Consider the following 24,946-nt stretch of genomic DNA (forward strand, 5'->3'; position numbering starts at 1 on the left):
TTCGTTTCCCCCTGTACGTCTAAAGCTATCCAATTGTTCGCATAACCTCTTTCATCGTGCTGACGAAAGCTTCGGCTGCTTTGGAGAGGTATCTGCCCTTACGGTAGGCGATGACAAGTGTTCGGGTCGGTCGGCCTTCCAAAGTAAGGTGAACGGGAGATAACTCGCTGAAGCTGCGTTTTGAGATCAAATAGGGCACGAATGCGATGCCCATACCGGCTGCCACAAGGGACTGGACCGTTTCCATGTTGCTGGATTCGAACACGATATTAGGGACAATCCCGGCGTTTTGGCAGAGATCAAGCGTAAGCTTTCGAAAACCTTGCCCTTTTTTCAAGGCGATGAAGGCTTCTTTTTCCAATTGTGAGATGCTGATCGGTTCCTGGGCCTGCGTTAACGGATGGCTCGGGGGCACGGCAAGGACAATTTCTTCTTCCAGCAGCGTTTCATATATAAGCGATTCTTCCCTCAGCGGCAAGGATAGGAGAGAAATATCGGTTTGCCCGTTCATGGTCAAAGTCTCCAAGTTCGCTGAAGTTTCTTCAACAAGTGAAATTTCTATATCCGGATAAGCGGTTTGGAAAGCAGGGACTACAAATGGAAGGATGGTCGATCCCGTGATTGGCATACTGCCGACGACGAGGCGTCCTTTTTTCATCTGTGAAATGTCTTCCATTTCTTTTTTGAGCTGCTCTACCATATCAAGAATTTTTTGTGATTTCTCGACGAATAAAGAGCCGGCATGCGTAAGTTCAACGGAGTTTGTACTGCGCTGGAACAGGAGAACGCCAATTTCTTTCTCTAGCTTGGACAACTGCTGACTGAGTGAGGGCTGGGCGATATGAAGTTTTTCTGCGGCTCGCGAGAAGTTTCGTTCAATGGCAATCTGAATGGCATATTGTAGTTGGCGTAGTTCCAATGATTTTACAACTCCTAAAATAAATGATGAGGTTAAACGTGTTTATTTATCATAGCTCATGATCGTATTTTAGCATAATCCATAAATAAAAAGAGACTGTCACACAAGCAGATTAAATCTACTTGCGGACAGCCTCTTCATACCTTGAATGTTACCTCTTCACCGTACTCCGGTACATCAGGAACAGTAAATATGGTGCGCCAATGACAGCAACAACGATGCCGGAAGGGATTTCTTTGGGAATGGCGATCACTTTCCCGATAATATCCGCGATGACTAGCAAAATGGCGCCGATCAAAGCGGAAAGGACAACCGATTTCTGGTGACGTTGGCCCATGAAAATCCGAACGGCATGCGGAGCGAGCAGCCCGATGAAAGATATGGTGCCAACGCAAGCTACTGCGATTGCCGCTATCATAACCCCGATGCTTGCCGCAATCAGGCGGGTTTTCTGCAGCTTGAGGCCAAGTCCGAGCGAGACAAGATCTCCAAAGGCAAGCAAATCCACACGGCGGCCGAGCAGCCAAGCGATCGGCAAGAGGATAACCATGGCCACGCTCAATTGCCAGAATTCCAACCAACCTCTGGCATAGGTGCTCCCAGCCAACCAAGTTAGAGCTGGAGCAGCGCCGAGTTTGGATTTAATGATCAGGAACTGGATGACAGCTGAACCAAGCGCAGATATCGCAATCCCGACAAGAATTAATACGACAGGATTCAGCCCTTTTTTCCATGCCAACAGATACACACTGCCGGCTGAGAGGAGAGCTCCGGCCATCGCGCCGATCGGTACCCACATGCCCGAAGCCGTTGGCCAGATAGTGAGGACAAGAAGTGCTCCCATGCCAGCACCTGTCGTAACACCGACAACGGAAGGGTCGGCAAGCGGATTGCGAACGGCGCCTTGCATCATGGAGCCGGCAATCGCAAGCGAGGCACCGGCAAGTGCGGCTACGAGCACGCGAGGCAAGCGTAAGTTAAAGATGACGTTGCTCGACATCTCGGGTCCACCGCCGGATAGAACTGCAAGGACATCTGCAAACGGAATCTTTAAAGCACCCGCGGATAATCCGGTCAGAATAAGCGCAAGCAGAGAGGCGGATGACAGCAAAATAAGCAAGGGATATGGAATTTTGCTGCCGATGAAGCCGACGCCCATCGAAGATCCGTTATCCGACGAAGCTTGCATCTTGGAGCCGCGAACAGCAAGCCAAATGAGCCAAGGAGCTCCAAGAACGGCGGTGACGGAGCCGGCAGGCAGTTCGCCAAGCGTGCTGCGAAACATTTTGGCAATCGTATCCGCCGAAATGAGCACGACCGCTCCCCATATTGCGCTGCCCGGAATCAGGAACCTATGACGTCTGAGGCCGATCAATCGGATCAAATGGGGGGCGATGAGCCCGACAAAGCCAATTGGACCTACGACACTTACCGTCACTCCGGCCAGCAAAATGGCAGCAGCAAGCGCCATGAAACGGATTAAATTTACATTCTCACCCAGTGAAGCAGCCGTTTCCTCATTCAGCTCCAGCATATCCAACTTTTGACTGAACAAAAGGGCAGCAACTAGCCCAATCAATACCCAAGGAAGAGCGTAGCGTACACCAAGCCAATCATTTTGCCCCAATGCGCCTGAGCCCCACATGAACAGACCGTTGGTCTCATTCTCATACATAATTTGCAGACCGCTTGTAAAGGCAGACAATACGAGGGAAACGATCATGCCTGCCAAAGCCATGCGCAGCGGAGTACTTTTGCGTCCCCCTGACATGAAGTAAGCCATGACGGCTGCGCCGCATGCGCCAATGAGTGCCAATAGCAGTGAATGATCCGACTTTAAGCCAGGGAAGTAAACGGCTGCAAGCACGATGATAAAATAAGCACCTGCATTCAAGCCCAGTGTTGAAGCGGATGCCAGCGGATTGCGGGTAACGGTTTGGAGCAGCGCTCCTGCAACCGCAAGCGAAGCTCCGGCCAGGAGGCCGATGACCGCCCGCGGCAAGCGAAGCCCCCGAACCATATGATGGTCGGGGGTATCTTGTGGATGCAGCAAAGCGTTCACGATGGTATGAACAGTAAGGTTGGCTTCTCCTTGCGTAATGTTCAGGAACAAAACCAGAAGCAGGGCCAGAAGGCCTCCTCCAATAACGAAAAAGGCTTTCCATGTCGTTTGCCAATGTATAAAAGGGTCCGTTTTTAAATTAATCTGGCTCATTTGGTTAACGCTTTAGCTGTCAACTCGGCAAATAGTTTTGCGGACAATGGACCGCCGAACGGCCAAGTGTTGCCAGGCAGCTTGTAGGTTTTGTTCTCTTTTACAAAGGAAAGACCTTTCCAAACGGCATTATCTTTGAGTTGTTTCTCAAACACATTATCGTTGTCTTGCACAATGTAAATAAAGTTGGCGTTTTGTACAGCAGGCAGTGCTTCCACGGAAGCGGTCGAGTAGCCGTACATTTCAAATTTATTGGCTTTAAATACGTTTTTCAATCCGATGCGCTGTAGAACTTGTACAGCCATGGAGTTGTCCAGGAACATGCGAAGATCTGCGTTGTTTTGATTGCTGAAAGCTTGTGTAAGTGCGACTTCAGCGCCATCTTTTTTAGCCGCGGCAAGTTTTGCTTTCGTATCTGCGTATGCTTTTTGAAGGTCGGCAAGCACTTTGTCGCCTTCCTCTTTTTTACCTACAATATCAGCAATCGTTTTGAAAGTATTTTCCATCTCTGCATACTGGTCGCCTTTTCCTTCAGCAGGGTAGGAGTTAAAAACGATAGTAGGTGCGATTTTTTTGAGTGCCTCATAGTTTTTGCTTGAACGCAGTGTGCTGGTAATAATGAGATCAGGCTTGAGACCTGTAATTGTTTCCAGGTTAGGTTCTTGACGAGTTCCTACATCAACAACTGAAGCATCCAAAGCAGGCGTTACGTTAACCCAGTTTGCATAACCTTTTTTATCAGCAGATCCTACAGGTTGAATACCAACGGCGAGCAGGTCTTCCGCATAGGTCCACTCTAAAGTGACGATCCGTTTAGGAGTACCTTTAATTTCTGTCGTCCCTAGGTCATGAGTGATTGTTTTGACTGTGTCAGCAGCAGCCGTAGCGGCAGCAGACGCAGCAGGTTTAACTGAAGCAGCAGCTGGAGAAGATGTTGAACTGGTGGTACTAGTCGCATTACCGCATGCAGCAGTAAGGAAAAGCATGACGATTGAAGCTGTAACCGTTAATGGTTTTACAATTTTAAGCACAAATAAACCCTCCTATAATATGTATCTATAAATGGATAAAAATGATGGGTGTTTCAATCCCACTCAGAGAATGATAATCATTATCACTAATAAAGTCAACGTTTTATTAAATTATAGGATTAATCTATCAAGCTTATAGTTATTATATCTTGGAGCAATGATGGTAATCGTGATAAACTACGTTATGAGGGTAAGACATTAACAAATTGAGCGGATAATGACAAGAGGTGACTGGATATGAGTAAAAAGACGATGTTCGAAAAAATCTGGGATAATCACGTAATTAACCAGGAAGAAGGCAAACCAAGCGTTATCTACATCGATTTGCAGTTGGTACACGAAGTAACATCACCGCAAGCGTTCGAAGGACTTCGGTTATCGGGTCGTAAAGTTCGTAGACCTGATTTGACTTACGCAACGATGGATCACAACGTTCCAACGAAGGATCGTTTCAATATTACAGATCCTATTTCCAAGCAACAAATTGATACACTTTCACAAAACTGCCGTGACTTCGGCGTTACACTATTCGATCTTGACAGTATCGACCAAGGTGTCGTGCACGTTATGGGACCTGAGCTTGGTCTAACGCACCCAGGTAAAACGATCGTTTGCGGCGATAGCCACACATCGACACACGGAGCTTTCGGAGCACTAGCATTCGGTATTGGTACAAGTGAAGTTGAGCACGTTCTTGCTACGCAAACGCTGCAACAATCCAAAGCCAAAACACTTGAAGTTCGCATTACGGGAAGCCTGAAACCAGGCGTAACAGCGAAGGACTTGATCCTTGGCGTTATTGCGAAATACGGCACGGATTTTGCTACTGGTTACGTTATCGAGTATACAGGCGAAGCCATTCGCGGTCTTTCCATGGAAGAGCGTATGACGGTATGTAACATGTCCATCGAAGGCGGAGCTAGAGCAGGATTGATCGCTCCAGACGAAACGACTTTCAACTACCTGCGTGGTCGTGAGTACGTGCCTCAAGGCGCTGATTTCGATGCAGCTGTTGGAGAATGGTCCAAGTATGTAACGGACGAAGGCGCGACGTATGACTGGGTCGTTGAGTTTGACGCTGATTCCTTGATTCCGCAAGTAACTTGGGGAACTAGCCCGGGCATGGGTACAAGCGTAACAGCACTTGTTCCGGATCCACAAAGCTTCGAAACCGAAAATGAACGTAAAGCAGCTGAAAAAGCGCTTGAATATATGGATTTAACACCAGGCACACCAATGACAGATCTGAAAGTGGACTATGTTTTCATCGGTTCCTGTACGAACGGACGTATCGAAGATCTTCGCGCAGCTGCAAAAATCGCACAAGGATATTCAGTTGATCCTACAGTTACAGCAATCGTAGTACCTGGCTCCGGCCGCGTCAAAATTCAAGCTGAAAAAGAAGGCTTGGACAAAATTTTTACAGCCGCGGGCTTCGAATGGCGTGATGCTGGCTGCAGTATGTGTTTGGCGATGAACCCAGACGTTCTGCAACCTGGCCAACGTTGTGCATCGACTTCCAACCGTAACTTCGAAGGCCGTCAAGGCCGCGGTGGACGTACGCATCTCGTGTCCCCAGCGATGGCTGTTGCTGCAGCGATCAAAGGTCATTTCTATGATGTTCGTGATTGGGAAATTAAAGAATACCAACAAGCTTAATTTTGGCTGATTAAGGAGAATGAAAACATGGAAGCTTTTAAACAACATACAGGCCTCGTCGGTCCTGTGGATCGTGTCAATGTAGATACAGATGCAATTATTCCTAAGCAATTTCTTAAAAGAATTGAGCGTTCCGGCTTCGGCCAATTCCTGTTCTTCGAATGGAGATGGGATGAAGCGGGTAACGTGATCGAGAGCTTTCCTCTGAATCAGGATCGCTATCAAGGCGCTTCCGTTTTGCTCTCCAGAGCGAACTTCGGCTGCGGATCTTCCCGTGAGCACGCGCCATGGGCGATTCAAGATTTTGGCTTCCGCGTCATCATCGCACCTTCTTATGCGGATATTTTCTATAACAACTGCTTCAAAAACAGCATTCTGCCAATTAAGCTTTCGGAAGAACAAGTGGATGATTTGTTTAACCGCACAGCGCAACATGAAGGTTACAAGCTAAATGTTGATCTGGAGAACAACAAGCTTACAGACGACTATGGATTGGAAATTAGCTTTAACATCGACGAGCACCGTCGTCAGTTTTTGCTGCAAGGTTTGGACGATATCGGTTTAACACTCCAGCATGAAGACAAAATTACGGCTTACGAGCAAGCTCACGCAAAGCGTTTGGCTTATAAATAAGTTCGGGTCGAAGACGCATCTCTATGGGGACCCCATGGGATGTGTCTTTTTTTTGTTAATTTTTTATGCAACTTTTGGTAGTTTGATACGTCTAATAGATTACTAGATTGTCGAACGGACGGGGGTTTTGCTGTCGGGCTAAGTGACTAATTTGAGATAAAGGACAATTGCTGCTAGGTTTTGAGAGACAGAGTTCTCATTTTTGTGATTACGACTATAATTCCGACAATATATAGAGGTGAATGATGAAAATTCCTGCATTTTGTTTCATGTTGCTGATTTCTGTGCTGCTGCCTACTACGGCATTGGGAGCGGAAGCGTCTAATGCGATTAAGCTTTTTATGAATGAGAAAAGATTGGTTTCGAGTGAAGTTCAACCTCGTATTGTTAGTGGAAATACAATTGTACCCGTGCGCATTATTGTTGAAGAAATTGGCGCTAAGGTAACTTGGGATGAAGCCACGAGCAAAGTAACCATCGTCAAAGACGATGTGAACATTCAATTGACGATCAACAGCAAAACAGCGTTGATTAAAGGCAAAAAGGAAGTCATGGAGGTTGCTCCGATCATTGATAAAGGCAATACGATGCTGCCGCTCCGTTTCATTGGACAGCAAATGGGTATTGAATTTACATGGGACGCATCCACTTCTTCCGTACATATGTTCAAAAAAGACGATAGCGATTCCAAGCCAGTAACAGGTCCGGTTGATGTCGTAGATGGCAACACACCAACAACGCCGCCAACAACAACACCTACCAATCCAACAACACCAACAAATCCAGTCAAACCAGGAGACGGTACAGAGACTGGGAGTGGAACTGGTACAGGTACAGGTACAGGCGCTGGCACTGGCACTGGAACGGGGTCCAACATACCGGATCCGAATGTCCATCTGGTGCAATCTATCGTGTTGACCGATAAGGAGCTAACGGTAACGGCCAAAGACGGCACGCTTGTGCCGACATCAATGAAATTAGCCAATCCCAATCGGATTGTATTGGATTTCCCTAACACAGTGTTAGATGAGCCTCTCAAGAAAATGCTGGTCAAAAATGCGGGAGAGCTGAGTTCGAAGCATCCGCTGGTCGAGAAAGTTCGCTTTTCCAATTTTAACGATAATCCGGCTACTGTAAGAGTTATTCTGGATTTGAAAAGTACTGCTGATTATAAGGTTCAGCCTACCAAGCTGCCTAATCAGTGGAAAGCGACAATTGCCGAACATCAGTTAACTGTCGTAATTGATGCGGGTCACGGCGACAATGATCCTGGCGCATTATCCATAACTGGCAGACATGAGAAGGATTTTACACTGTCTATGGCGAAGAAAGTAGAGCAGCTTCTCCTTCAGGACAAGCGTCTTAATGTTTTGATGACTCGTTCTGATGATACGTTCATACCGCTGGATGACCGGGTATCCTTTGCCAATAACATTCAGTCGGACCTTTTCTTATCTATTCACGGTAACAGTGCCAAGGCTACGGTATCCGGTACAGAAACGTATTATAACCGACCGGAAAGCGCAGCTTTTGCGAATGTCATTCACAAATATGCGATTCCGGCAACAGGGTTTCCTGATCGCAAAGTACGCGAAGCTGATTTTAGAGTCATCACGAAAACGACCATGCCGGCTGTTCTGCTGGAAGTAGGGTATTTGTCTAATAAGAACGATGAAAGTGCGATGTACAAGGATGCGTTCCAAGACAAATTAGCCTCTGCTCTCGTTGCTGCTATCAAAGAATACTTGAACCTCAAATAGGAGGTAAAAACTCTAAATTTAGGCTACGATGCTAGTTTTGCTATGCAAAACGCGAAGGAGTGTGTGAAATGACCCAAACAAGACGCTTTATTCAAGGGGCACTTCTTGTGAGTGCCATTACATTGTCTATAACTGCCTGCGGTCAAAAAAATCAGTTGGTAAGCGGTTCTGCACCTCAGACATCAACAAACCCAATCTCAACGTCAACGGTTCAAAGTCCTGCGCCAACAGTTGCGGCGACTCCGACACCGGAGCCTGAGCTGCACAAAAAGATCAAGGCTTACTATAGCGATCAAGATGAAATGAAGCTTGTAGAGAAAGAAGTTACGATCACTTACAAAAAGGATGCAGATGTGTATGGCGCAGCCTTGAACGCACTTAAGAAGAGTGATGATCCTAAAGCCATTCCTTTATTTGACGACTTAAAGTTTACAAGTTCAGCCTTTGATAAAACCAAAGGGGAATTGAAAGTGGACCTCACGTTTGGTCCCAAAACGCAATTGGGCGCCCCTGGGGAAGAAATGTTTTTGCAAGCCCTGAAGAAAACGGTTTTTCAATTTCCGGAAGTGAAAGCTTTATACGTCCTGAAGGATGGCAAACAAGTAGACAGCTTAATGGGGCATCTGGAGCTTCCCTACCCAATCAAACGACCTAATTAAATGGAAGAGCAGAGGAGTTAATTTAGAGATGAGAAATAAGAAGTTGGCAAGCACAATCTTAAGTTCTTTAATTGTAACAAGTTTAGCTGGAACACCAGTTCTGGCCGCTGATTCCACGAGTGGAACGTCCAAAAATAGCGTAAAGCTTTCGTTCCCGGATGTAAAATCAGATTATTGGGGAATTCGCCATATTTCCAAATTGGCTCTCGAAGGAATCATTGAAGGTTATGAAGACGGTGCCTACCGCGCTGAAAACTCGGTTTCCCAACAGGACGTACTGATTATGGCAGTCCGCATGATGGGGTTGCAGGATGAAGTCAATAACATGACATCTACAACTGTATTCCCTGATTTTATGCTTGTTGATAGTTACGCTAGGAATTATGTAGCTGTCGCGCTTCAAAAAGGATTAATTACGAACGAAGAAGAGAAAGAGCGAAGCTCGAGCGATAAGTCCAAAGAGAATTGGGGACAACGCAAGGCAACTAGAGAATGGGTAGCAGAAATCGTTATTCGTGCGATCGGCAAAGGCGCTTTTGCCCAAAGCTTATCCGAGACGCAAACGACATTTAACGATAACAGCTCCATCAGCGCTACATCACTTGGATATGTAAATGCTGCGGTAGCGTTGAAAGTTGTTGATGGTTTTGAAGACGGGACCTTCCAGCCGAAAGGCGCTGTAACCCGTGCTCAGATGGCTGCATTCCTTAGCCGCTCGCAGAAAGAATTGACATCTTTGCCTGCACATGCGAAAAAAGGATACTTGACCACCCTCACAAGCGGCACCATTGGACTAATGGACAAAGAGGGTAATACAAGTACATATAAGATCTCACCAAATACTGTTTTTTACGGAAACAAAAACGATACGGCAATTGACCCGAAAGAACTTCAAGAAACCTATGAAGTTTCAATCGTTGAAGTAAATGGCGTTGCTTACTATGTTGAAATCATTAAAGACGAATTGCAGATGGACATTAAAGAGGGCAAATTGCTCAAATTAAACATGAGCACGATGAAAGCTACATTGGATGATTTTGAGAGCTATGATTTGGCTTCGGATATAGCCGTAACGGATACGGAAGGTCGCGGACTCAGTCTTGGGGACATTGTAACCGGCAGCACCATTCAATTGCGTAAAAGCAAAATTGTCAACACAGACAAATACACATCTATCATCGTCAAACAAGTGCCGGTTAATAAAACGGCAAATGGAGCGATCCAAAACCTGAACAAGGACGCGGCACAAATTACGCTGCTGGACACGGAGTCAGGTCAACCGGAATCATACAGCTTCTCTTCTGCTTTAATTATTACTTCTACGGATAACAGCTTGGCGGATCTGAATTCCCTGCACATTGGCGATGTCGTCGAATATACGATTAAGAACAGTGAAGTAGTGAAGATTTCTGTTAAAAAGCAAGCGGATGTTGGTGTAAGTATTGAGGGGACTTTTAAGGAGTTCTCTGAAGATAAATCGACTTTATTGATTAATAAAACGACGGGTAAACCTGTTGATGCGTATGAATTGTCTGAGAATGTGAAAGTCGTGATCAATGGATTAACAAACGCAAGTATTTACGATCTTGCTGCTGGCGATCAGTTGAAACTGGAAGTTCTCAATAATAAAGTAACGTTGATTACAGTTGCAAATCGCTCTATTGAAAATTTATATTTTGCTAAAATAGTTGGCTATGATCAAAATTTGAAGCTGCTTTCGGTGATCGATAACAAAGGCGAGCCTCATGCGTATATTTTGACGGATAGCGTGTCGATTTCATATGCAGGTATGAAGCTTCCTTTATCTAACTTTAGCGGTACATTTACAGTAGGCAAATATGTAGATTTGCTGGTTGCACAGAAAAAGGTTACACAAGTTCAGATGTCCACGCAGCTAAACGGGCAAATCACGCAATTAAACCTGCAAACGAACGATATTACGCTAAAAACTGACAGCGGTCAAAGCTTGTCATTTAAGCTGCAGTATGCACCTGTTGTTGAATTGGCGAATAAGCCAGATAGTACACTTTCGGATCTAAAAGTTGGGGACACGATCTCCCTTCAAATTAGCTTCGACCAAAGTATCGTGACTAAAATTACAACTAGTAAAACAGCTATGTACAAAACGGTTATTACAAATGTAAATTCCAAGCAAATTACTGTGACAGATGAATCGAATTCGCAGTATGTCATCTCGCTCGACGGTGTACCGATTGTGAAGCCGGATCAAACCGCAGGTTCGATCAATGATTTTGTAGTGGATGATTATGTGAAGCTTTCATTCAATGGTGCAACAGTTGTCAGAGCTGAAATTGCAACGCCTGTAATCGGGAAAGTAACAGCTGTGAATGCGGCTAGCTCCTCGTTGACGGTTCAAGACTTTACTGGGAAAAGCCAAGTCATCAATGCAGGAACCAATTTCGGCGTGAAGCTGAACGGTGGATCGGATTATAATTTCGCCTCCATTAAAGTTGGCGATCGTGTACAAGTCATGAAAGATGCAAGCGATAAGCTTATCATTCAAGTGGCCGCTACTGCGAAACGAGAAGTTGATAACTACAGCTCAGTTGTTAATCAAATGTATTTGAAATCAACTACTGCTGGAGATAAGACTTCCTATAGCCTTTACCCAAGAGCTTATTACCATAAAGGAACAGATATTGTGGGTCCATCCTCGTTCGTGTCTGGCGATATCATCACGATCTATGTGCTGGATAATAAAATCGTTGAGATTGAGAAGTAAGAATTGAACAAAATATTCGTCCCATCCGTCTGTATCGTAGGAGCTTGTCTCCTGCTGCAGGCGGTTTTTTTATTATTTTTAAAATAAATATGGCAATTTTTTAGAAAATGTTCGCATTTTGACGCTCACAAGCATTGATTCTAACGTCACAATTCGCTAAACTGAAGAATATTACGACCCTAAGGAAGCAAAGACATGACGCAGAAGTTAGTAAGGCATATTTTGGATACGATTGGTGAACTATTTCCGGATGCACATTGCGAGCTGCGTCACAGTAATCCTTTTGAATTAACGATTGCTGTTTTGCTATCCGCGCAATGCACTGATGAAACCGTAAATAAGGTGACATTGGATTTATTTCAGAAATATAAGCGCCCCGAAGATTACTTGGCGGTTCCATTAGAGGAGCTGGAGCAAGACATCAGACGGATTGGACTATTTCGAAATAAAGCGAGCAATATTCAAAAACTGTGCCGGTTATTACTGGACAAGTTTGATGGTGAGATCCCAGAGAAGCACGAACACTTAGTCGAGCTGCCTGGTGTAGGCCGAAAGACGGCAAACGTCGTTGTCTCCAATGCTTTTGGAGTACCTGCCATTGCCGTTGACACTCATGTAGAGCGCGTATCCAAGCGACTGGGATTGGCGGGCATCGATGATTCGGTGCTTGAGGTAGAAAAGAAGCTGATGAAGAAGGTTCCACGAGAAGAGTGGACACAAACCCATCATCGCCTGATCTTTTTTGGCCGTTATCATTGTAAAGCGCAGAACCCGAAATGCGAGGTATGTCCTCTCTTGGATAACTGTCGCGAGGGTAAGAAACGTATGAAACCAAGCTCAACTAGGAAAACTATTACAAACAAATGATATGCAGACAAAGGATGGGATTTAAATGAAATGCATCGCCGTATATACCAATAGCTTTGAACAATTCTCTGATATTTTCGAACAAGTGATTAATACTCCATTAGCCGATAATGAGGAAAAAGTCATTGAAGGCATTACAGTCAGTGAATCAGGTGAAGTTCCTCAGAATTACATAGACAAGATGAAAACAAAAACTGAGGTTGTTGTGATGAAAGTTAAAGAATCGGATATTACGATTTTGCAGCATCGCGATGTTTTTGAAATTTTCTTGCCAGAAAAAGAAAAAGTGGTTATGTCCTAAAAAATTAAATCTCCCTCTGGGAGATTTTTTTCTGTATCCTCATAGATATAGGATTGGATAGAAGACCGGTAAATAAGGAGCGGAACGGACGAATGACGCAAGCAATCGATACAAACATCTCGGTCATGCCGGATGCAATCAAGAAGATGCAGGTAAATCTGCAAACAACAGGGGATTTGGATAATGCTAGCAAGCTGGGGCAACTGCTGGCGAAGATTGATTCAGGCAGAATGAACATCGCTTTCTGTGGCCATTTTTCAGCGGGGAAATCAACCTTAATTAACCAGCTATGCGGGCATCCGCTGCTGCCGTCCTCCCCGATACCAACGAGTGCTAATATCGTGAGTATCCGCAATGGGGCACCTGGCGCTCATGTTACACATCGACATGCAAGTCTTCAAGGGAAGACGAATACGATCCCTCTTGATGAGCTTGAAGCTTATTGTGTGAACGGCACAGATATTGAAACAGTAGAAATATCTTATCCCATTGCTTTTCTGGGTGAACATACAGCGCTGTTAGACACGCCAGGGATTGATTCGACGGACGATGCCCACCATAAATCTACGGAGTCTGCCCTGCACTTGGCGGATGTCGTGTTTTATGTGATGGATTACAATCACGTACAGTCCGAAGTGAATCTCGCGTTTACGAAGAAAATGAAGGAGTGGGGCAAACCGCTCTATCTCATTGTCAATATGATCGATAAGCACAAAGAATGGGAACTGCCATTTTCACAGTATCAAGAGGGGACGAAACAAGCCTTTTTGAACTGGGGTATCGTGCCGGATGATCTACTTTTTGTCACCATGAAAGAGCCGAACCATCCTCATAATGAGTATGGGAAGCTGCAATGGCTTTTAAGCCGCTTGATTGAGCGTGGCGACGAGCTGCGCAGCTTCAGCATTGACGCCTCTGCACGCTATCTTGCCGACGAGCATGGCAAATGGCTGGCTGAGCAGCATGAGCCGCAGAAGGCTGAGCTTATGGAGCAAATCAGCCAGGAAGGCGATGTGCAGGAGGTTGAAGCGCTAGCGACTGCCAAGCAGCAGGAGCTGACGATCTTGAAGGGACTGCCGGAAGCACTGACGGCACAGCTGCGTAAAGAAGTTGGCACGATCATTGAAAATGCCAACATTACACCGGCCTTGACCCGCGATCAGGCTCATGCGTATTTAGAGAGCCGGAAACCCGGGTTCAAGGTAGGGTTTTTCTCCAGAGCTGCACAGACGGCTCTGGAAACGGAGAAACGGCTCAACGCGTTTCAAGCGGATTTATCGGAGCAGGTGGAAGCACAGCTGGATTGGCATCTGCGGGACGCTTTGAAGAAAGCTGCGCAAAATCAAGGGCAGCATGATGCTGGTCTCTTGGCTCAGATTGAAGCTTTGCGCGTGGAAGTCACGCCAGAGTGGCTTGCAGCACAAGTGAATGCTGGCGCCACATTCGGCGGCGAATACACGCTCAACTTCATGAAGCAAGTTGCGTCGGATATTAAACAGCAGTACCGCAAACAGGCTTTTGCGGTGATCGACCTGATCGCGGCTGCTGTCAGCGAGCACGGTGCTGTGGCCGCCGCTGCGCTTGCGGCCGAGCTGGAAGCGCTGAGCAGCCGCCTCGGCGCTGCCCGCGAACTGCGCCGCCTCGAGGAAGCCGAGGCGGCCGCAACGGCCCAGCTGCTGCGCATGGCGAGCTGGGCAAGACCAGCTGCGCCGGCGCTGCCGGACGCGCAGCTGTACACCCCCATGGAGGAGCAAGCAGCCGCCCCGCTGAGCGGGGGGCTGCATGTCACCTCCATGGATAAGATCCTGCAGGCCGCTGCGACAGCATCGGCGGCCGCAGGGCCTTCAGCCGCTGCCCCTGCGGAGGCAGCGGCCTCCGCGCCGACCGCGTTCACCTCAGGTGAACACGGCAGGCGCATGGAGCGCAAAGCCGCCGACTTGCTGGCGGCTTCGGACATCATCGACGGACTGCCGTCGATGCGGTCGATCGCGCGCGCCATGCGCGAGAAATCGGAACGTCTGCGTCAGCGGACGTTCACGATTGCGCTGTTCGGCGCATTCAGCGCCGGCAAGTCGTCTTTCGCCAATGCGCTGATTGGTGAAAGAGTGCTGCCGGTCTCGCCGAACCCGACGACGGCGGCCATTAATAAAATTATGCCGCCGCAAGAGGGCTGGCCGCATGGTACGGCCAAGGTGAAGATGAAGAAAGCGGACGCGATTCTGCAGGACGTCCTATATTCACTTGAAATTTTAGGCGTGCAAGCTAGTGATATGGCGTCCTCATTGAAACGTATAGGCGCTCTTTCGCCAGCTGACGTAACCGCCAAAGGAAAACCGCATTATTCCTTCCTTAAAGCCGTCGAGAAAGGCTGGCAGCTGGCGCAGAATCATTTGGGCACGGAGCTGAAAATTACCAAAGAGGAGTTTCCAAGTTACGTCGCCGACGAGTCAAAGTCTTGTTTTGTTGAATTTATAGAATTATATTATTCGAATCCCTTGACGGAACAAGGCATTATTTTCGTTGATACACCTGGTGCAGATTCCATTAATGCCCGCCATACCGGCGTTGCTTTTAATTATATTAAAAATGCCGATGCCATTCTTTTCGTGACTTATTATAATCACGCGTTCTCGCAGGCGGATCGCGAGTTCCTTTTACAGCTTGGACGTGTCAAAGACAGCTTTGAAATGGATAAAATGTTCTTCATCGTAAATGCCGCCGATCTTGCAGCAAGCCCGGAAGAATTGCAAGGTGTGATGACCCATGTGGAAACAAATCTTCTGCAGCACGGTATCCGTAATCCGCGGATTTATCCGATATCCAGTTATTTAGCGGCAGAAGGAAAAATTACCGGCAACGAAGCGCTTGTCGCGCAGTCGGGCATTCGTCCGTTTGAAGGTGAGTTTGTGCAGTTTACTTTCAATGAACTGAGCGATGTTGCGATACATTCAGCGAATCTGGAGCTGCACCGCGCGATTGCCACAATGCAGCAATGGCTCGAGAGTGCGCAAACAGGGGAAGAACAGCGGAAGCAGCAGCTTAGGAAGCTGGAGCAGTCTGAGCGGGAGTGTGCTGAGCTGCTTGAGCGTACGCTTTTCGAGGCGGAACTCAAAGAATTGAAGAAAGAGATTCAGGAGCTTCTGTATTATGTGAAGCAGCGTACGATGTACCGGTTTGGTGAATTGTACAATTACGCCTTTAATCCTTCCACGTTCCGTGAGGAAGCCAGAGATCCGAAGCAAGCGCTCCAGTCGGCCTGGGGTGAGCTGCTGCGCATGATTGGTTATGATCTTTCGCAAGAAGTGCTTGCTACGACGCTGCGTGTTGAGAACCGGATGAATCTGATATCCGGAAATCGTGTTAAACGTTGGGAAGAGCAGCTTCGCCAAGTTATGGATGGCTTCGAGAGCGGTTCATACGAATCCAACACATTTGTCACGCCTGAAATCAGCTCCAAAATGGAAGCGCCTGAGATCTCACTTAAAATGCTGCAAAGTCATTTCAAGAACCCGAAGCAATTTTTTGAAGGGGATGGCAAAAGCAAACTGAGAGCAGATTTGGAAAATCGGATGACGGCGCCGGTCGCTCAGTTTGTTGAGTTTCAAACTGCAGAGCTTGAAGAGGCATATGCCAATCAGCTCGAAAATTGGTTGCTGAAACAGAAAAATCAGCTGCTTGGGCAGCTGAATGAGCACGCTGAAGGGATGCGCGATGCCCTTGAAATGAAGATTGATTTGAACGAACTAATATCCAAACAGCATCAATTAAAGTCGTTTGTTTAACATTTAAACAATAGGGTTGGTCATGTTCAATTGAACGTGATCAGCCCTTTTTCACGTACCGCTATGTAAAGGCTTACATTGATGGTTATTGGGATGATTTTAAAGAATAGGGTGGATTCCTGCACGTTTTTGTGAAGTTATGGGCTTTTAAGCGAATATATCACGCATTCTTCTGATTGCCCGCATATAGGGATGGTGTTAAGATTCATTAAGTATTAAAACGCTTACCTAGCTTTTCCAAATTCACCTTCTTGAGGAGGGGTCACCAAAGTGGATGTATTCAGGCAACTGAAGCCCTATTTTTGGCCAGAGAAAAAACTGTTTTTTGGAGCCATTCTATGTTTAGCCCTAGCAACTGCATTAGGTCTCGTTTATCCGAATTTACTCCGGTATCTCATCGATAACGTGATCGCAAAAAAGCAATTTGAACTCGTTCCGAAATTAGCCATTATTGTTGTTATTGTCGTTTCTATGAAAGGGATGTTTCAATTCCTGCATGGCTTGCTAGGGGGCCGATTGGGCAACCGGGTTGCGTATCATTTGCGGAATGCGCTTTATAACAAGCTGCAGTACTTATCCTTTCAGTACTACGATCAAGCAAGAACAGGGGACTTAATGTCCAGATTGACGGCTGATTTGGAAGCAATTCGGCAATTCATCGGATTTGGTTTCGCTCAACTATTAAATGTTCTACTAATGTTGATTTTCGGTATGAGCATGATGTTCTCCATCAATTGGAAGTTAGCTTTACTGACCATGATTTCGATGCCATTTCTGGCGTTTACGGCCATTCGTTTTGAAGGCAAAATTCATCCCGCATTCCGGATGGTGCGCCAATCACTTAGTTCTATGACAACCGCGGTACAAGAGAACATCACAGGGGTTCGGACCGTCAAATCGTTCGCGCGTGAAGCTCATGAGGTGACTAAGTTTTCAGCGCGTAATGAGGACTACAAGGCGATGAATATTGAAAGTTCCGGGATTTGGGCTAAGTACTTTCCGATCATGGAAATTCTGGCGAATCTGAGCGTCGTTATGCTGCTTGGCGTTGGGGGCTACATGGTCATCCAGGATACGATTTCCCTAGGTGAGCTGGTTGCTTGCTTCAGCTTAATCTGGTACATCATCGGACCGATGTGGGGACTTGGTTTCCATATCAACAACTTCACGAATACGAAAGCTTCAGGTGAGAAAATTCTCGATATTTTGCATCAATATTTACATGTGAAAGATCAAGGGGATGCAGCCGTTGTAACAAGCAGCCAAGTGAAAGGGCATGTGCGTTTCGACAATGTGACATTTGCTTATCCCGAAAAGCAGCCAGCTTTATATGACTTCAATTTGGATGCTCCAGCAGGCTCAGTTATCGGGCTTCTAGGCAGCACGGGTTCAGGTAAAACGACGGTGATTTCACTGCTGATGAGAGCGTACAATGTGAAAGACGGCCGAGTCATGCTGGACGACAGAGACGTTCGTTCGCTTGAGATTGAAAGCTATCGCAGCCAGATTGCAACCGTTTTCCAAGAAACGTTCTTATTCTCTTCCACTATTCTTAACAATATTGCTTATGGACGCAAAGATGTTACGATGGATGAAATTATTCGAGCAGCGAAATTGGCTAAAGCGCATGATTTCATTTCTGAGCTGCCGGAAGGCTATGATACCGTTGTCGGCGAGCGCGGATTAGGCTTATCAGGCGGTCAAAAACAGCGTATTGCTATTGCTCGAGCACTGATCAAAGATCCCAAAATCCTGGTGCTTGATGATGCAACGAGCGCTGTTGATATGGAAACAGAACACGAGATCCAAGCAGGCTTTAGTGAAGTCATGAAGGGAAGAACAACATTTATTATTGCGCATCGGATTTCTTCCTTGAAGCATGCTGATGAAATTATCGTCTTGGATAAAGGACGAATCGTTCAAAGAGGCAAACATCACGAGCTTCTGCAGCAGGAAGGCCTTTATCGTCAAACTTACGATATTCAATACGCGGATCAACCTAAGCAAGCGACTGAAGATGATCAAGTTGCTGCAGCAAAAGATAGTGAATTAGATGCGACCGCGCGAAACCATTCCTCTTTGCAAGAAAGAAGGTTAGCACATTGAGTACGAAATCGAATCAAGCCGAGGCGGCTGCCAAGAACGAAGATTCTCAAGTCGGGCAACGATTTGTCTACCAGGATGATGAGTTGATTGATAAGCCCTTCGATTGGGGTCAATTGAAACGTTTATTTAGTTATATGAAGCCCTATAAGAAACAAATGCTCCCGATTATCATTATTATGATGTTGGTTGGAGCTATCACCAAACTGACAGTACCCTTACTGATCAGAGAAGCGATTGATAATGCTATTGTACCTAAAAATACGAACTTGCTGCTAATCATCGTCGGTGTCATGCTTGGCGTATATATCATCCAATGGTTGGCAAACACGTTCCGAATTAAGTATACGAATATGATTGGACAACGCGTCATTTACGATTTGCGGCACGATTTGTTCAGCCACATTCAAAAGCTGTCGTTCCGATTCTTCGATACACGTCCAGCAGGATCTGTTCTTGTTCGTGTAACGAATTATGTGAACTCACTGCAAGATTTGTTTACAAACGGGGTCGTCAACCTGTTGATTGACGTCGTGCAGCTTGTTGGGATCATTATTATTTTGCTGACTTTTAATTTTAAATTAGGGGCTGCCATTATTGTAACGGTTCCGATCATGTTCATGATTTCTACCAAGCTGCGCAAGAAAATTCGCCATGCCTGGCAAGATGTAACGATGAAACAATCGCGGCTGAATGCCCATTTGAATGAGTGTATTCAAGGGATACGGGTCACCCAAGCTTATTCGCAGGAAAAAGAAAATATTCAGTTTTTCACCAAAATGAATATGGTTAACCGTTTGTCCTGGAATCGCGCTTCGATGCTTAATCAGACGTTCGGTCCTCTCATCGAGATTACAGGAGCAATTGGATACTGCATTCTCTTCTGGATGGGTGCTTATTTGATCCAAACGGAGGAAATTTCAGTCGGTTTATTGGTTGCTTTCGCTACTTACATAGGTTATTTCTGGGAGCCGATTACGCGCCTGGGTCAAATGTATTCGCAACTGCTAATTGCAATGGCTTCTGCCGAGCGGATCTTCGAATTTATCGACGAAAAGCCTTCTGTCGCTGAGCTTGAAGACGCGAAAGACCTGCCTAACATCAAAGGGAATGTGAAGTTTGAAAATCTCGTATTCGAGTACGAGGCTGGTCGTCCGGCATTAAAAGGTTTTAATCTGGATGTACATGCAGGGCAATCTATTGCGTTAGTTGGGCACACAGGATCAGGTAAAAGTACCATTATGAATCTGCTTTGTCGATTCTATGATCCTACAGAGGGACGTATTCTGATTGACGGCACTAACATTCGCGATGTTACGATTCAAAGCGTGCGTTCCCAAATTGGCGTCGTTCTGCAGGATACGTTTATTTTCTCGGGCACGATTCGAGATAACATCCGTTTTGGTCGGTTGGATGCAACGAACGAAGAGATTGAACTGGCTGCTAAAGCCGTTCATGCGCATGACTTTATCGTCAGCTTGCCGAATGGCTATGACACGGAGGTACAGGAACGCGGAAATGTGTTATCGATGGGGCAACGTCAGTTGATTTCCTTTGCGAGGGCACTGCTTGCGAATCCACGAGTACTCATTTTGGACGAAGCGACGGCCAGTATTGATACAGATACGGAGCTGAAAATTCAAGAAGCCCTTAAAACGCTTCTTGCCGGGCGGACTTCCTTCATCGTGGCGCACAGGCTTTCTACGATTCGCAACGCGGACAAAATCGTTGTGCTGGATCATGGCCGCATGATGGAGATCGGCAATCATGATGAATTGATGAAGGAACAGAAAATTTATTACGGTTTGATTCAAGCGCAGTATAAGTTTTTGCAGGATGCAGTTTAAGTCATAAACCTGGCGGTGATGTTCAAGCCGCTAGGTTTATTTTTTTGCTAAAAGTGGGGGGAGGAGTATACCTGCAACCCTCTACCATTGCACTACATCTTCTGCTAACGGACTCACATGCCGTTATTCGGCCCAATTAGCCATTTTTGAGAATCTAACGGACCGAGGCGCAGTTATTCAACGAATTTACAGTGGTTTCAGCTAGTTTCAAGACGATTAAGGTCACCTGTGTCCGTTAAATTCCAGATTAGCTCAAAAAGTAACCAATAGGGCAACTGAGTCCGTTAGAGTATTGTAAACGTAACAACTTGAACTGCGCCACCTGTAAGCTGATAACCACGACTCCCACAATAGTAACACCACCATCAGTAACACTGCACACTTACCAACAGTAGAACCACCATCAAGTAACACCGCGCACCTACCAACAGTAGAACCACCATCAATAACACTGCACACCTACCAACAGTAGAACCACCATCAAGTAACACCGCACACCTACCAACAGTAGAACCACCATCAATAACACTGCACACCTACCAACAGTAGAACCACCATCAAGTAACACCGCACACCTACCAACAGTAACACCACCATCAAGTAACACCACCATCAAGTAACACTGCACACCTAACAACAGTAGAACCAACAGCAGCACCACCTTCAGTAATACCGTAACACTACCAACAGTTGAACCGTGATCGAAGCAGCAACACCATCACCAATATCTATACGACCTCAAGAGACAAGCTAATAACCACCCTCCGCGATACGAACCACTATTAAAATTACTTTTGTTGCACGACACCTTCAATTATCTTCATCCCGCACCATACATCTGCTGCTGTAACGCACCCAAATGTCGCTATTCCGCAATATCAGCCCGTTTTGTGATTCTAACGATCACTATTCCCCTCTAACCTGTACATAGGCGCTTGCACAATACAAAGCCCGAGAAAATCAATCTACTTTACCTACCTTCCACAATCCAACCGATGCACTCACTAATTCGCAGCCTTCCATCCCACTAAATACACAAAGTCTAGCGGAAAATTCCGCTAAGCTAAATCATAGCGGAACTGGAGTCCTCTATTTCCAGGATATCATTCAGATTCCTCGATGAGCGGAACCACAGGGTCTTATCTTCGCACCGTGACAGCAATTTCGGCCGAAATTGGTGGAATAGAGGACCACAGGTCCCTTCTTACTCGGAAAACGTGTATTTTCCGAGAAATAGCGCCCTGTAGTGCCCCTTAACCTGTGCCGAGGCACTTACACAATACAAAGCCCGAGAAAATCAAGCTACTTTACCTACCTTCCACAATCCAATCGAGGCACTCACTAATTCGCAGCCTTCCACCCCACTAAACACACAAAGTCTAGCGGAAAATTCCGCTAAGCCAGATCATAGCGGACCTGGAGTCTCTATAACGGGGAAATCATCAATCACACAAACCAAAAAAAATTGAGGCTGTTTGATTTATGGCGAAATATGTTATACTATCCAAACGAACATATGATCGTTTTTTGGGCAGCGACTTTTTGCAGCGTTTGCAAATTTATTCTAGAAGCTATACTCTTAGTATGAATTATGCCATTTATTCGCAGGAGGGGACATTTTTGAGATCATCTCGCTTCATATGGGGAACAATTGGCTTAACCGCATCTATTACGACGATTGTTTTCGCTGTAGGATTTGCTTACGCGGCGAATCAGATATGGTTTCCGAAGGCTTCCGGATCGCTTCAATTGGCGACAGAGGCTCCGAAGAAGGAATCGATGATTGAAAGCAAAGCAAAGCTGCAAATTGTAGCGCTCGGCGATTCATTAACGGCAGGAACGGGTGACAATACAGGCAAAGGTTATGTGGGCCGCGTCCGTGAAAAGCTGGAGAAGGAAACGGGCAAACCGGTATTTGTGCTTAATAATTTAGCCATTCCAGGCTATAAGAGCGACCAACTGCTAGCTGATCTGGCACTAAAGAAGACACAGGATGCGCTTGCGCAGGCAGATATTATCTTGCTTACTATCGGCGGAAATGATATTTTTGCAGGTGGAGACGGACTTTTCCAAGGGGATAATCAGACAGAGTTTAACCCTGAGGCAGCAGAAAGTCGAGTGGCTCCGGCGCTCGAAAAAGTGCAGAAAATTCTTGAAGCAATTAATAAAGCTAACCCTAAGGCAACTGTGATGTACGTAGGCTTATATCATCCATTTCTAGATTTGGATCCGAAACAGGAAGGATCGCTCGTTGTACAGCGCTGGAATAATGGCGTTTTCGAAATGATCAATCGTTATCCACAAATGGTGATTGTCCCGACTTATGATTTGTTTGAACAAAATTTGATTAAATATTTGTCTTCGGCTGATCATTTTCATCCTAATGCGGATGGTTATGAGCGGATTGCAGATCGAATTTTACAAATTCTGAAGTAATGGGGGCAGGCAAAGTGACAGAAGCAGTAATCGTTCCTGATACCGTATTATCCGTGAAAAATTTGAGAAAACAAATTAAAAATAAAGAGATTATCAAGGGAATTTCCTTTGATGTTTATGCCGGTGAAATTTTCGGTTTTTTAGGGCCTAACGGATCCGGGAAAACAACAACTATTCGAATGCTTGTTGATCTAATTCGGCCAACGGAAGGGACGATTCACATTTGTGGATTTGACGTTCGCAAGGAGCACAATCAAGCCATGCGTCATGTTGGCTGCATTGTAGAGAATCCGGAGTTGTATTCGTACTTAACGGGATGGGAAAATCTCGAGCATTTTGCAAGAATGCTGCCGGATGTTGACGAGCAGAGAATTCATGAGGTTGTTGAAATTGTTTCGATGGATGGGCGAATTCATGATAAAGTTCGTACCTATTCCCTTGGCATGAGGCAGCGGCTTGGTATCGCGCAAGCGCTTCTTGGGCGGCCTAGCTTGTTAATTTTGGACGAGCCTACCAATGGACTTGATCCGCAAGGAATCAAGGAAATGAGGGAATTTATTCAGCGTTTGGCGGCTGATGGATTGAGCTTGTTTGTTTCCAGCCATCTATTAAGCGAGATTCAGCAAATGTGTGACCGTGTAGCGATTATTAGCCATGGCCAAGTCATTCAAGTAGGAGCGGTGAATGAGTTGATTGCACAAGGCGGCAAAGTGGTTTGGTCCGTGTCTCCGGCCGATAAGGCTGAGGGGCTTCTCGATGCGTCTCCACTTGTGAACGCGATTGAGGAAATTGGCCAAGATGATCCCACGCATACACATGATTCAGTGAGACAAATTGTTACCCAGATGGATAAAGAGCATGTCCCGCAAATAAGTAGGCAATTGATGGAAGCAGGAATTAGCCTCTACGCTGTAGAAATCAAGAACCCAACGCTGGAAGATTTGTTCTTGAGCCTAACCGAGGGTGAAACCATACAATAGGGGACGGTGAAAGAAATGCGTATTCTGTATGAACTCGTCAAAAATGAATGCATCAAAATGATCAAGAAAAAACGATTTTATGTGATCATCCTGATCCTGCTTGCCCTTATTCCTATGTTTACTTATGCACAAATGCGAGTGGCTCAAAATACACAAAAGCAATTTGGTACGACAGACTGGAAGGCGGATCAGCGCCAGAAAATTATTGACTGGGAAAAGCGTTTAAGCTCTGCACGTACGCCAGACGAATGGAAGCAGCAGCTTAAAGTGCAGATTCAGATTGCTAATTATTATCTGGATCAAGATGTCGATCCGAGCTCTCCTAATGCCGTTACTTTCACGCGTGAATTTGTCAAAAATGCCGTCTCTTTATTCATTCCGTTGATCATCATGGTCATTTCCGCAGATATCGTATCATCCGAGCATTCTACGGGGACTATTAAATTATTGTTGACAAGACCGGTCCGGCGATGGAAAATCCTATTGAGCAAATTAATAACTGTTATTTTCTTTACTTCGCTTACAGTTCTTTCGACCGGTGTGCTGTGTTACTTGATTTCCGGCCTAGTTTTCGGCTATAACGGATGGACGATGCCCATTTTTACTGGCATTCAGATCAATGGCACGGATGTGGACTTCAGCCTGGTAAGAGCGGTTGATCAATGGTTCTTCCTCTTGATGGAGTTTGGATTAGTTTGGTTTTCGGCATTAGTCGTCGCACTGATGTCGTTAATGATCTCTGTTCTCATTCGATCAACAGCTGCCGGTATGGGGGTCATGCTCGCAGTCTTAATTTCGGGGACGATTCTTTCGAACATGGTGTCATCTTGGGAAACAGCGAAGTATTTGTTTATGGTCAACTTGGACTTAACCAAATATCTTACAGGAGGTCTGCCGCCGATAAAAGGTATGGATTTGGCCTTCTCGCTAAGTGTATTAAGTGTTTGGGCCGCGATTTCGCTGATTGTTTCCTTTACTGTTTTCTCCCGCAAGGATATATTGAATTAACAA

The 24,946-nt window shown here is 45.9% G+C and carries 16 protein-coding genes; 13 read left to right on the forward strand and 3 right to left on the reverse strand.

Annotated elements, in window-relative coordinates:
- Positions 1-25: 25 nt before the first annotated feature.
- From ACKTT9_RS15120 to ACKTT9_RS15130, 3 genes are all read right to left on the reverse strand, one after another.
- A complete protein-coding gene (locus tag ACKTT9_RS15120; protein WP_407872196.1) occupies positions 26-919 on the reverse strand; it encodes a LysR family transcriptional regulator in 894 nt (297 codons plus the stop codon).
- Positions 920-1,070: 151 nt separating this feature from the next.
- Positions 1,071-3,134, reverse strand: a complete 2,064-nt coding sequence (gene fhuB / locus ACKTT9_RS15125; RefSeq protein WP_407872197.1) for a Fe(3+)-hydroxamate ABC transporter permease FhuB — start codon at positions 3,132-3,134, stop codon at positions 1,071-1,073.
- Positions 3,131-4,165, reverse strand: coding sequence for an ABC transporter substrate-binding protein (locus tag ACKTT9_RS15130; protein ID WP_407872198.1), 1,035 nt, complete (start codon positions 4,163-4,165; stop codon positions 3,131-3,133). Before ACKTT9_RS15130 ends, fhuB begins: the two co-directional genes overlap by 4 nt.
- A gap of 237 nt (positions 4,166-4,402) precedes the next feature.
- Between ACKTT9_RS15130 and leuC the strand changes: the two genes are divergently transcribed.
- The 13 genes from leuC (at position 4,403) to ACKTT9_RS15195 (ending at position 24,943) form a co-directional block, all read left to right on the forward strand.
- On the forward strand, positions 4,403-5,824 hold the full coding sequence (gene leuC / locus ACKTT9_RS15135) for a 3-isopropylmalate dehydratase large subunit (protein WP_407872199.1): 1,422 nt from the start codon (positions 4,403-4,405) through the stop codon (positions 5,822-5,824).
- Between the two features lie 27 nt (positions 5,825-5,851).
- Positions 5,852-6,457 (forward strand): 3-isopropylmalate dehydratase small subunit, encoded by a 606-nt coding sequence (leuD, locus tag ACKTT9_RS15140; RefSeq protein WP_127451503.1) that lies wholly within the window; start codon positions 5,852-5,854, stop codon positions 6,455-6,457.
- Positions 6,458-6,699: 242 nt separating this feature from the next.
- On the forward strand, positions 6,700-8,217 hold the full coding sequence (locus tag ACKTT9_RS15145) for an N-acetylmuramoyl-L-alanine amidase (RefSeq protein WP_407872200.1): 1,518 nt from the start codon (positions 6,700-6,702) through the stop codon (positions 8,215-8,217).
- A gap of 68 nt (positions 8,218-8,285) precedes the next feature.
- Positions 8,286-8,876, forward strand: coding sequence for a GerMN domain-containing protein (locus ACKTT9_RS15150; RefSeq protein WP_157324554.1), 591 nt, complete (start codon positions 8,286-8,288; stop codon positions 8,874-8,876).
- 28 nt (positions 8,877-8,904) lie between these two features.
- Positions 8,905-11,619, forward strand: a complete 2,715-nt coding sequence (locus tag ACKTT9_RS15155; protein WP_407872201.1) for an S-layer homology domain-containing protein — start codon at positions 8,905-8,907, stop codon at positions 11,617-11,619.
- Positions 11,620-11,814: 195 nt separating this feature from the next.
- Entirely contained in the window at positions 11,815-12,486 is a 672-nt protein-coding gene (nth, locus tag ACKTT9_RS15160; protein WP_315949361.1) for an endonuclease III, read from the forward strand.
- A gap of 25 nt (positions 12,487-12,511) precedes the next feature.
- Positions 12,512-12,787, forward strand: coding sequence for an NAD/NADP transhydrogenase alpha subunit (locus ACKTT9_RS15165; protein ID WP_127451514.1), 276 nt, complete (start codon positions 12,512-12,514; stop codon positions 12,785-12,787).
- A 92-nt stretch (positions 12,788-12,879) separates the two neighbouring features.
- Positions 12,880-16,569 carry a dynamin family protein gene (locus ACKTT9_RS15170; RefSeq protein ID WP_407872202.1) on the forward strand — a complete coding sequence of 1,230 codons (3,690 nt, stop codon included), beginning with the start codon at positions 12,880-12,882 and terminating at the stop codon, positions 16,567-16,569.
- Between the two features lie 270 nt (positions 16,570-16,839).
- Positions 16,840-18,675 carry an ABC transporter ATP-binding protein gene (locus ACKTT9_RS15175; protein ID WP_407872203.1) on the forward strand — a complete coding sequence of 612 codons (1,836 nt, stop codon included), beginning with the start codon at positions 16,840-16,842 and terminating at the stop codon, positions 18,673-18,675.
- A complete protein-coding gene (locus ACKTT9_RS15180; protein WP_407872204.1) occupies positions 18,672-20,519 on the forward strand; it encodes an ABC transporter ATP-binding protein in 1,848 nt (615 codons plus the stop codon). The genes ACKTT9_RS15175 and ACKTT9_RS15180 overlap by 4 nt, the downstream gene beginning before the upstream one ends.
- Before the next feature lie 1,620 nt (positions 20,520-22,139).
- Complete coding sequence (locus tag ACKTT9_RS15185) at positions 22,140-22,955, forward strand: GDSL-type esterase/lipase family protein (RefSeq protein WP_407872205.1); 816 nt, start codon at positions 22,140-22,142, stop codon at positions 22,953-22,955.
- Entirely contained in the window at positions 22,955-23,935 is a 981-nt protein-coding gene (locus tag ACKTT9_RS15190) for an ABC transporter ATP-binding protein (RefSeq protein WP_157324566.1), read from the forward strand. The genes ACKTT9_RS15185 and ACKTT9_RS15190 overlap by 1 nt, the downstream gene beginning before the upstream one ends.
- A gap of 15 nt (positions 23,936-23,950) precedes the next feature.
- On the forward strand, positions 23,951-24,943 hold the full coding sequence (locus ACKTT9_RS15195) for an ABC transporter permease (protein ID WP_157324828.1): 993 nt from the start codon (positions 23,951-23,953) through the stop codon (positions 24,941-24,943).
- The last annotated feature ends 3 nt before the right edge of the window (positions 24,944-24,946 follow it).

The sequence above is a fragment of the Paenibacillus sp. P36 genome (assembly GCF_045866505.1).
GTDB lineage: Bacteria > Bacillota > Bacilli > Paenibacillales > NBRC-103111 > Paenibacillus_E > Paenibacillus_E chondroitinus.

Excerpts from the sequence above, each read along its gene's own strand:
- fhuB (WP_407872197.1), bottom strand. The coding sequence starts at position 3,134 with ATGAGCCAGATTAATTTAAAAACGGACCCTTTTATACATTGGCAAACG.
- leuC (WP_407872199.1), top strand. The coding sequence starts at position 4,403 with ATGAGTAAAAAGACGATGTTCGAAAAAATCTGGGATAATCACGTAATT.
- leuD (WP_127451503.1), top strand. The coding sequence starts at position 5,852 with ATGGAAGCTTTTAAACAACATACAGGCCTCGTCGGTCCTGTGGATCGT.
- ACKTT9_RS15145 (WP_407872200.1), top strand. The coding sequence starts at position 6,700 with ATGATGAAAATTCCTGCATTTTGTTTCATGTTGCTGATTTCTGTGCTG.
- ACKTT9_RS15150 (WP_157324554.1), top strand. The coding sequence starts at position 8,286 with ATGACCCAAACAAGACGCTTTATTCAAGGGGCACTTCTTGTGAGTGCC.
- ACKTT9_RS15155 (WP_407872201.1), top strand. The coding sequence starts at position 8,905 with ATGAGAAATAAGAAGTTGGCAAGCACAATCTTAAGTTCTTTAATTGTA.
- nth (WP_315949361.1), top strand. The coding sequence starts at position 11,815 with ATGACGCAGAAGTTAGTAAGGCATATTTTGGATACGATTGGTGAACTA.
- ACKTT9_RS15165 (WP_127451514.1), top strand. The coding sequence starts at position 12,512 with ATGAAATGCATCGCCGTATATACCAATAGCTTTGAACAATTCTCTGAT.
- ACKTT9_RS15170 (WP_407872202.1), top strand. The coding sequence starts at position 12,880 with ATGACGCAAGCAATCGATACAAACATCTCGGTCATGCCGGATGCAATC.
- ACKTT9_RS15190 (WP_157324566.1), top strand. The coding sequence starts at position 22,955 with ATGGGGGCAGGCAAAGTGACAGAAGCAGTAATCGTTCCTGATACCGTA.
- ACKTT9_RS15195 (WP_157324828.1), top strand. The coding sequence starts at position 23,951 with ATGCGTATTCTGTATGAACTCGTCAAAAATGAATGCATCAAAATGATC.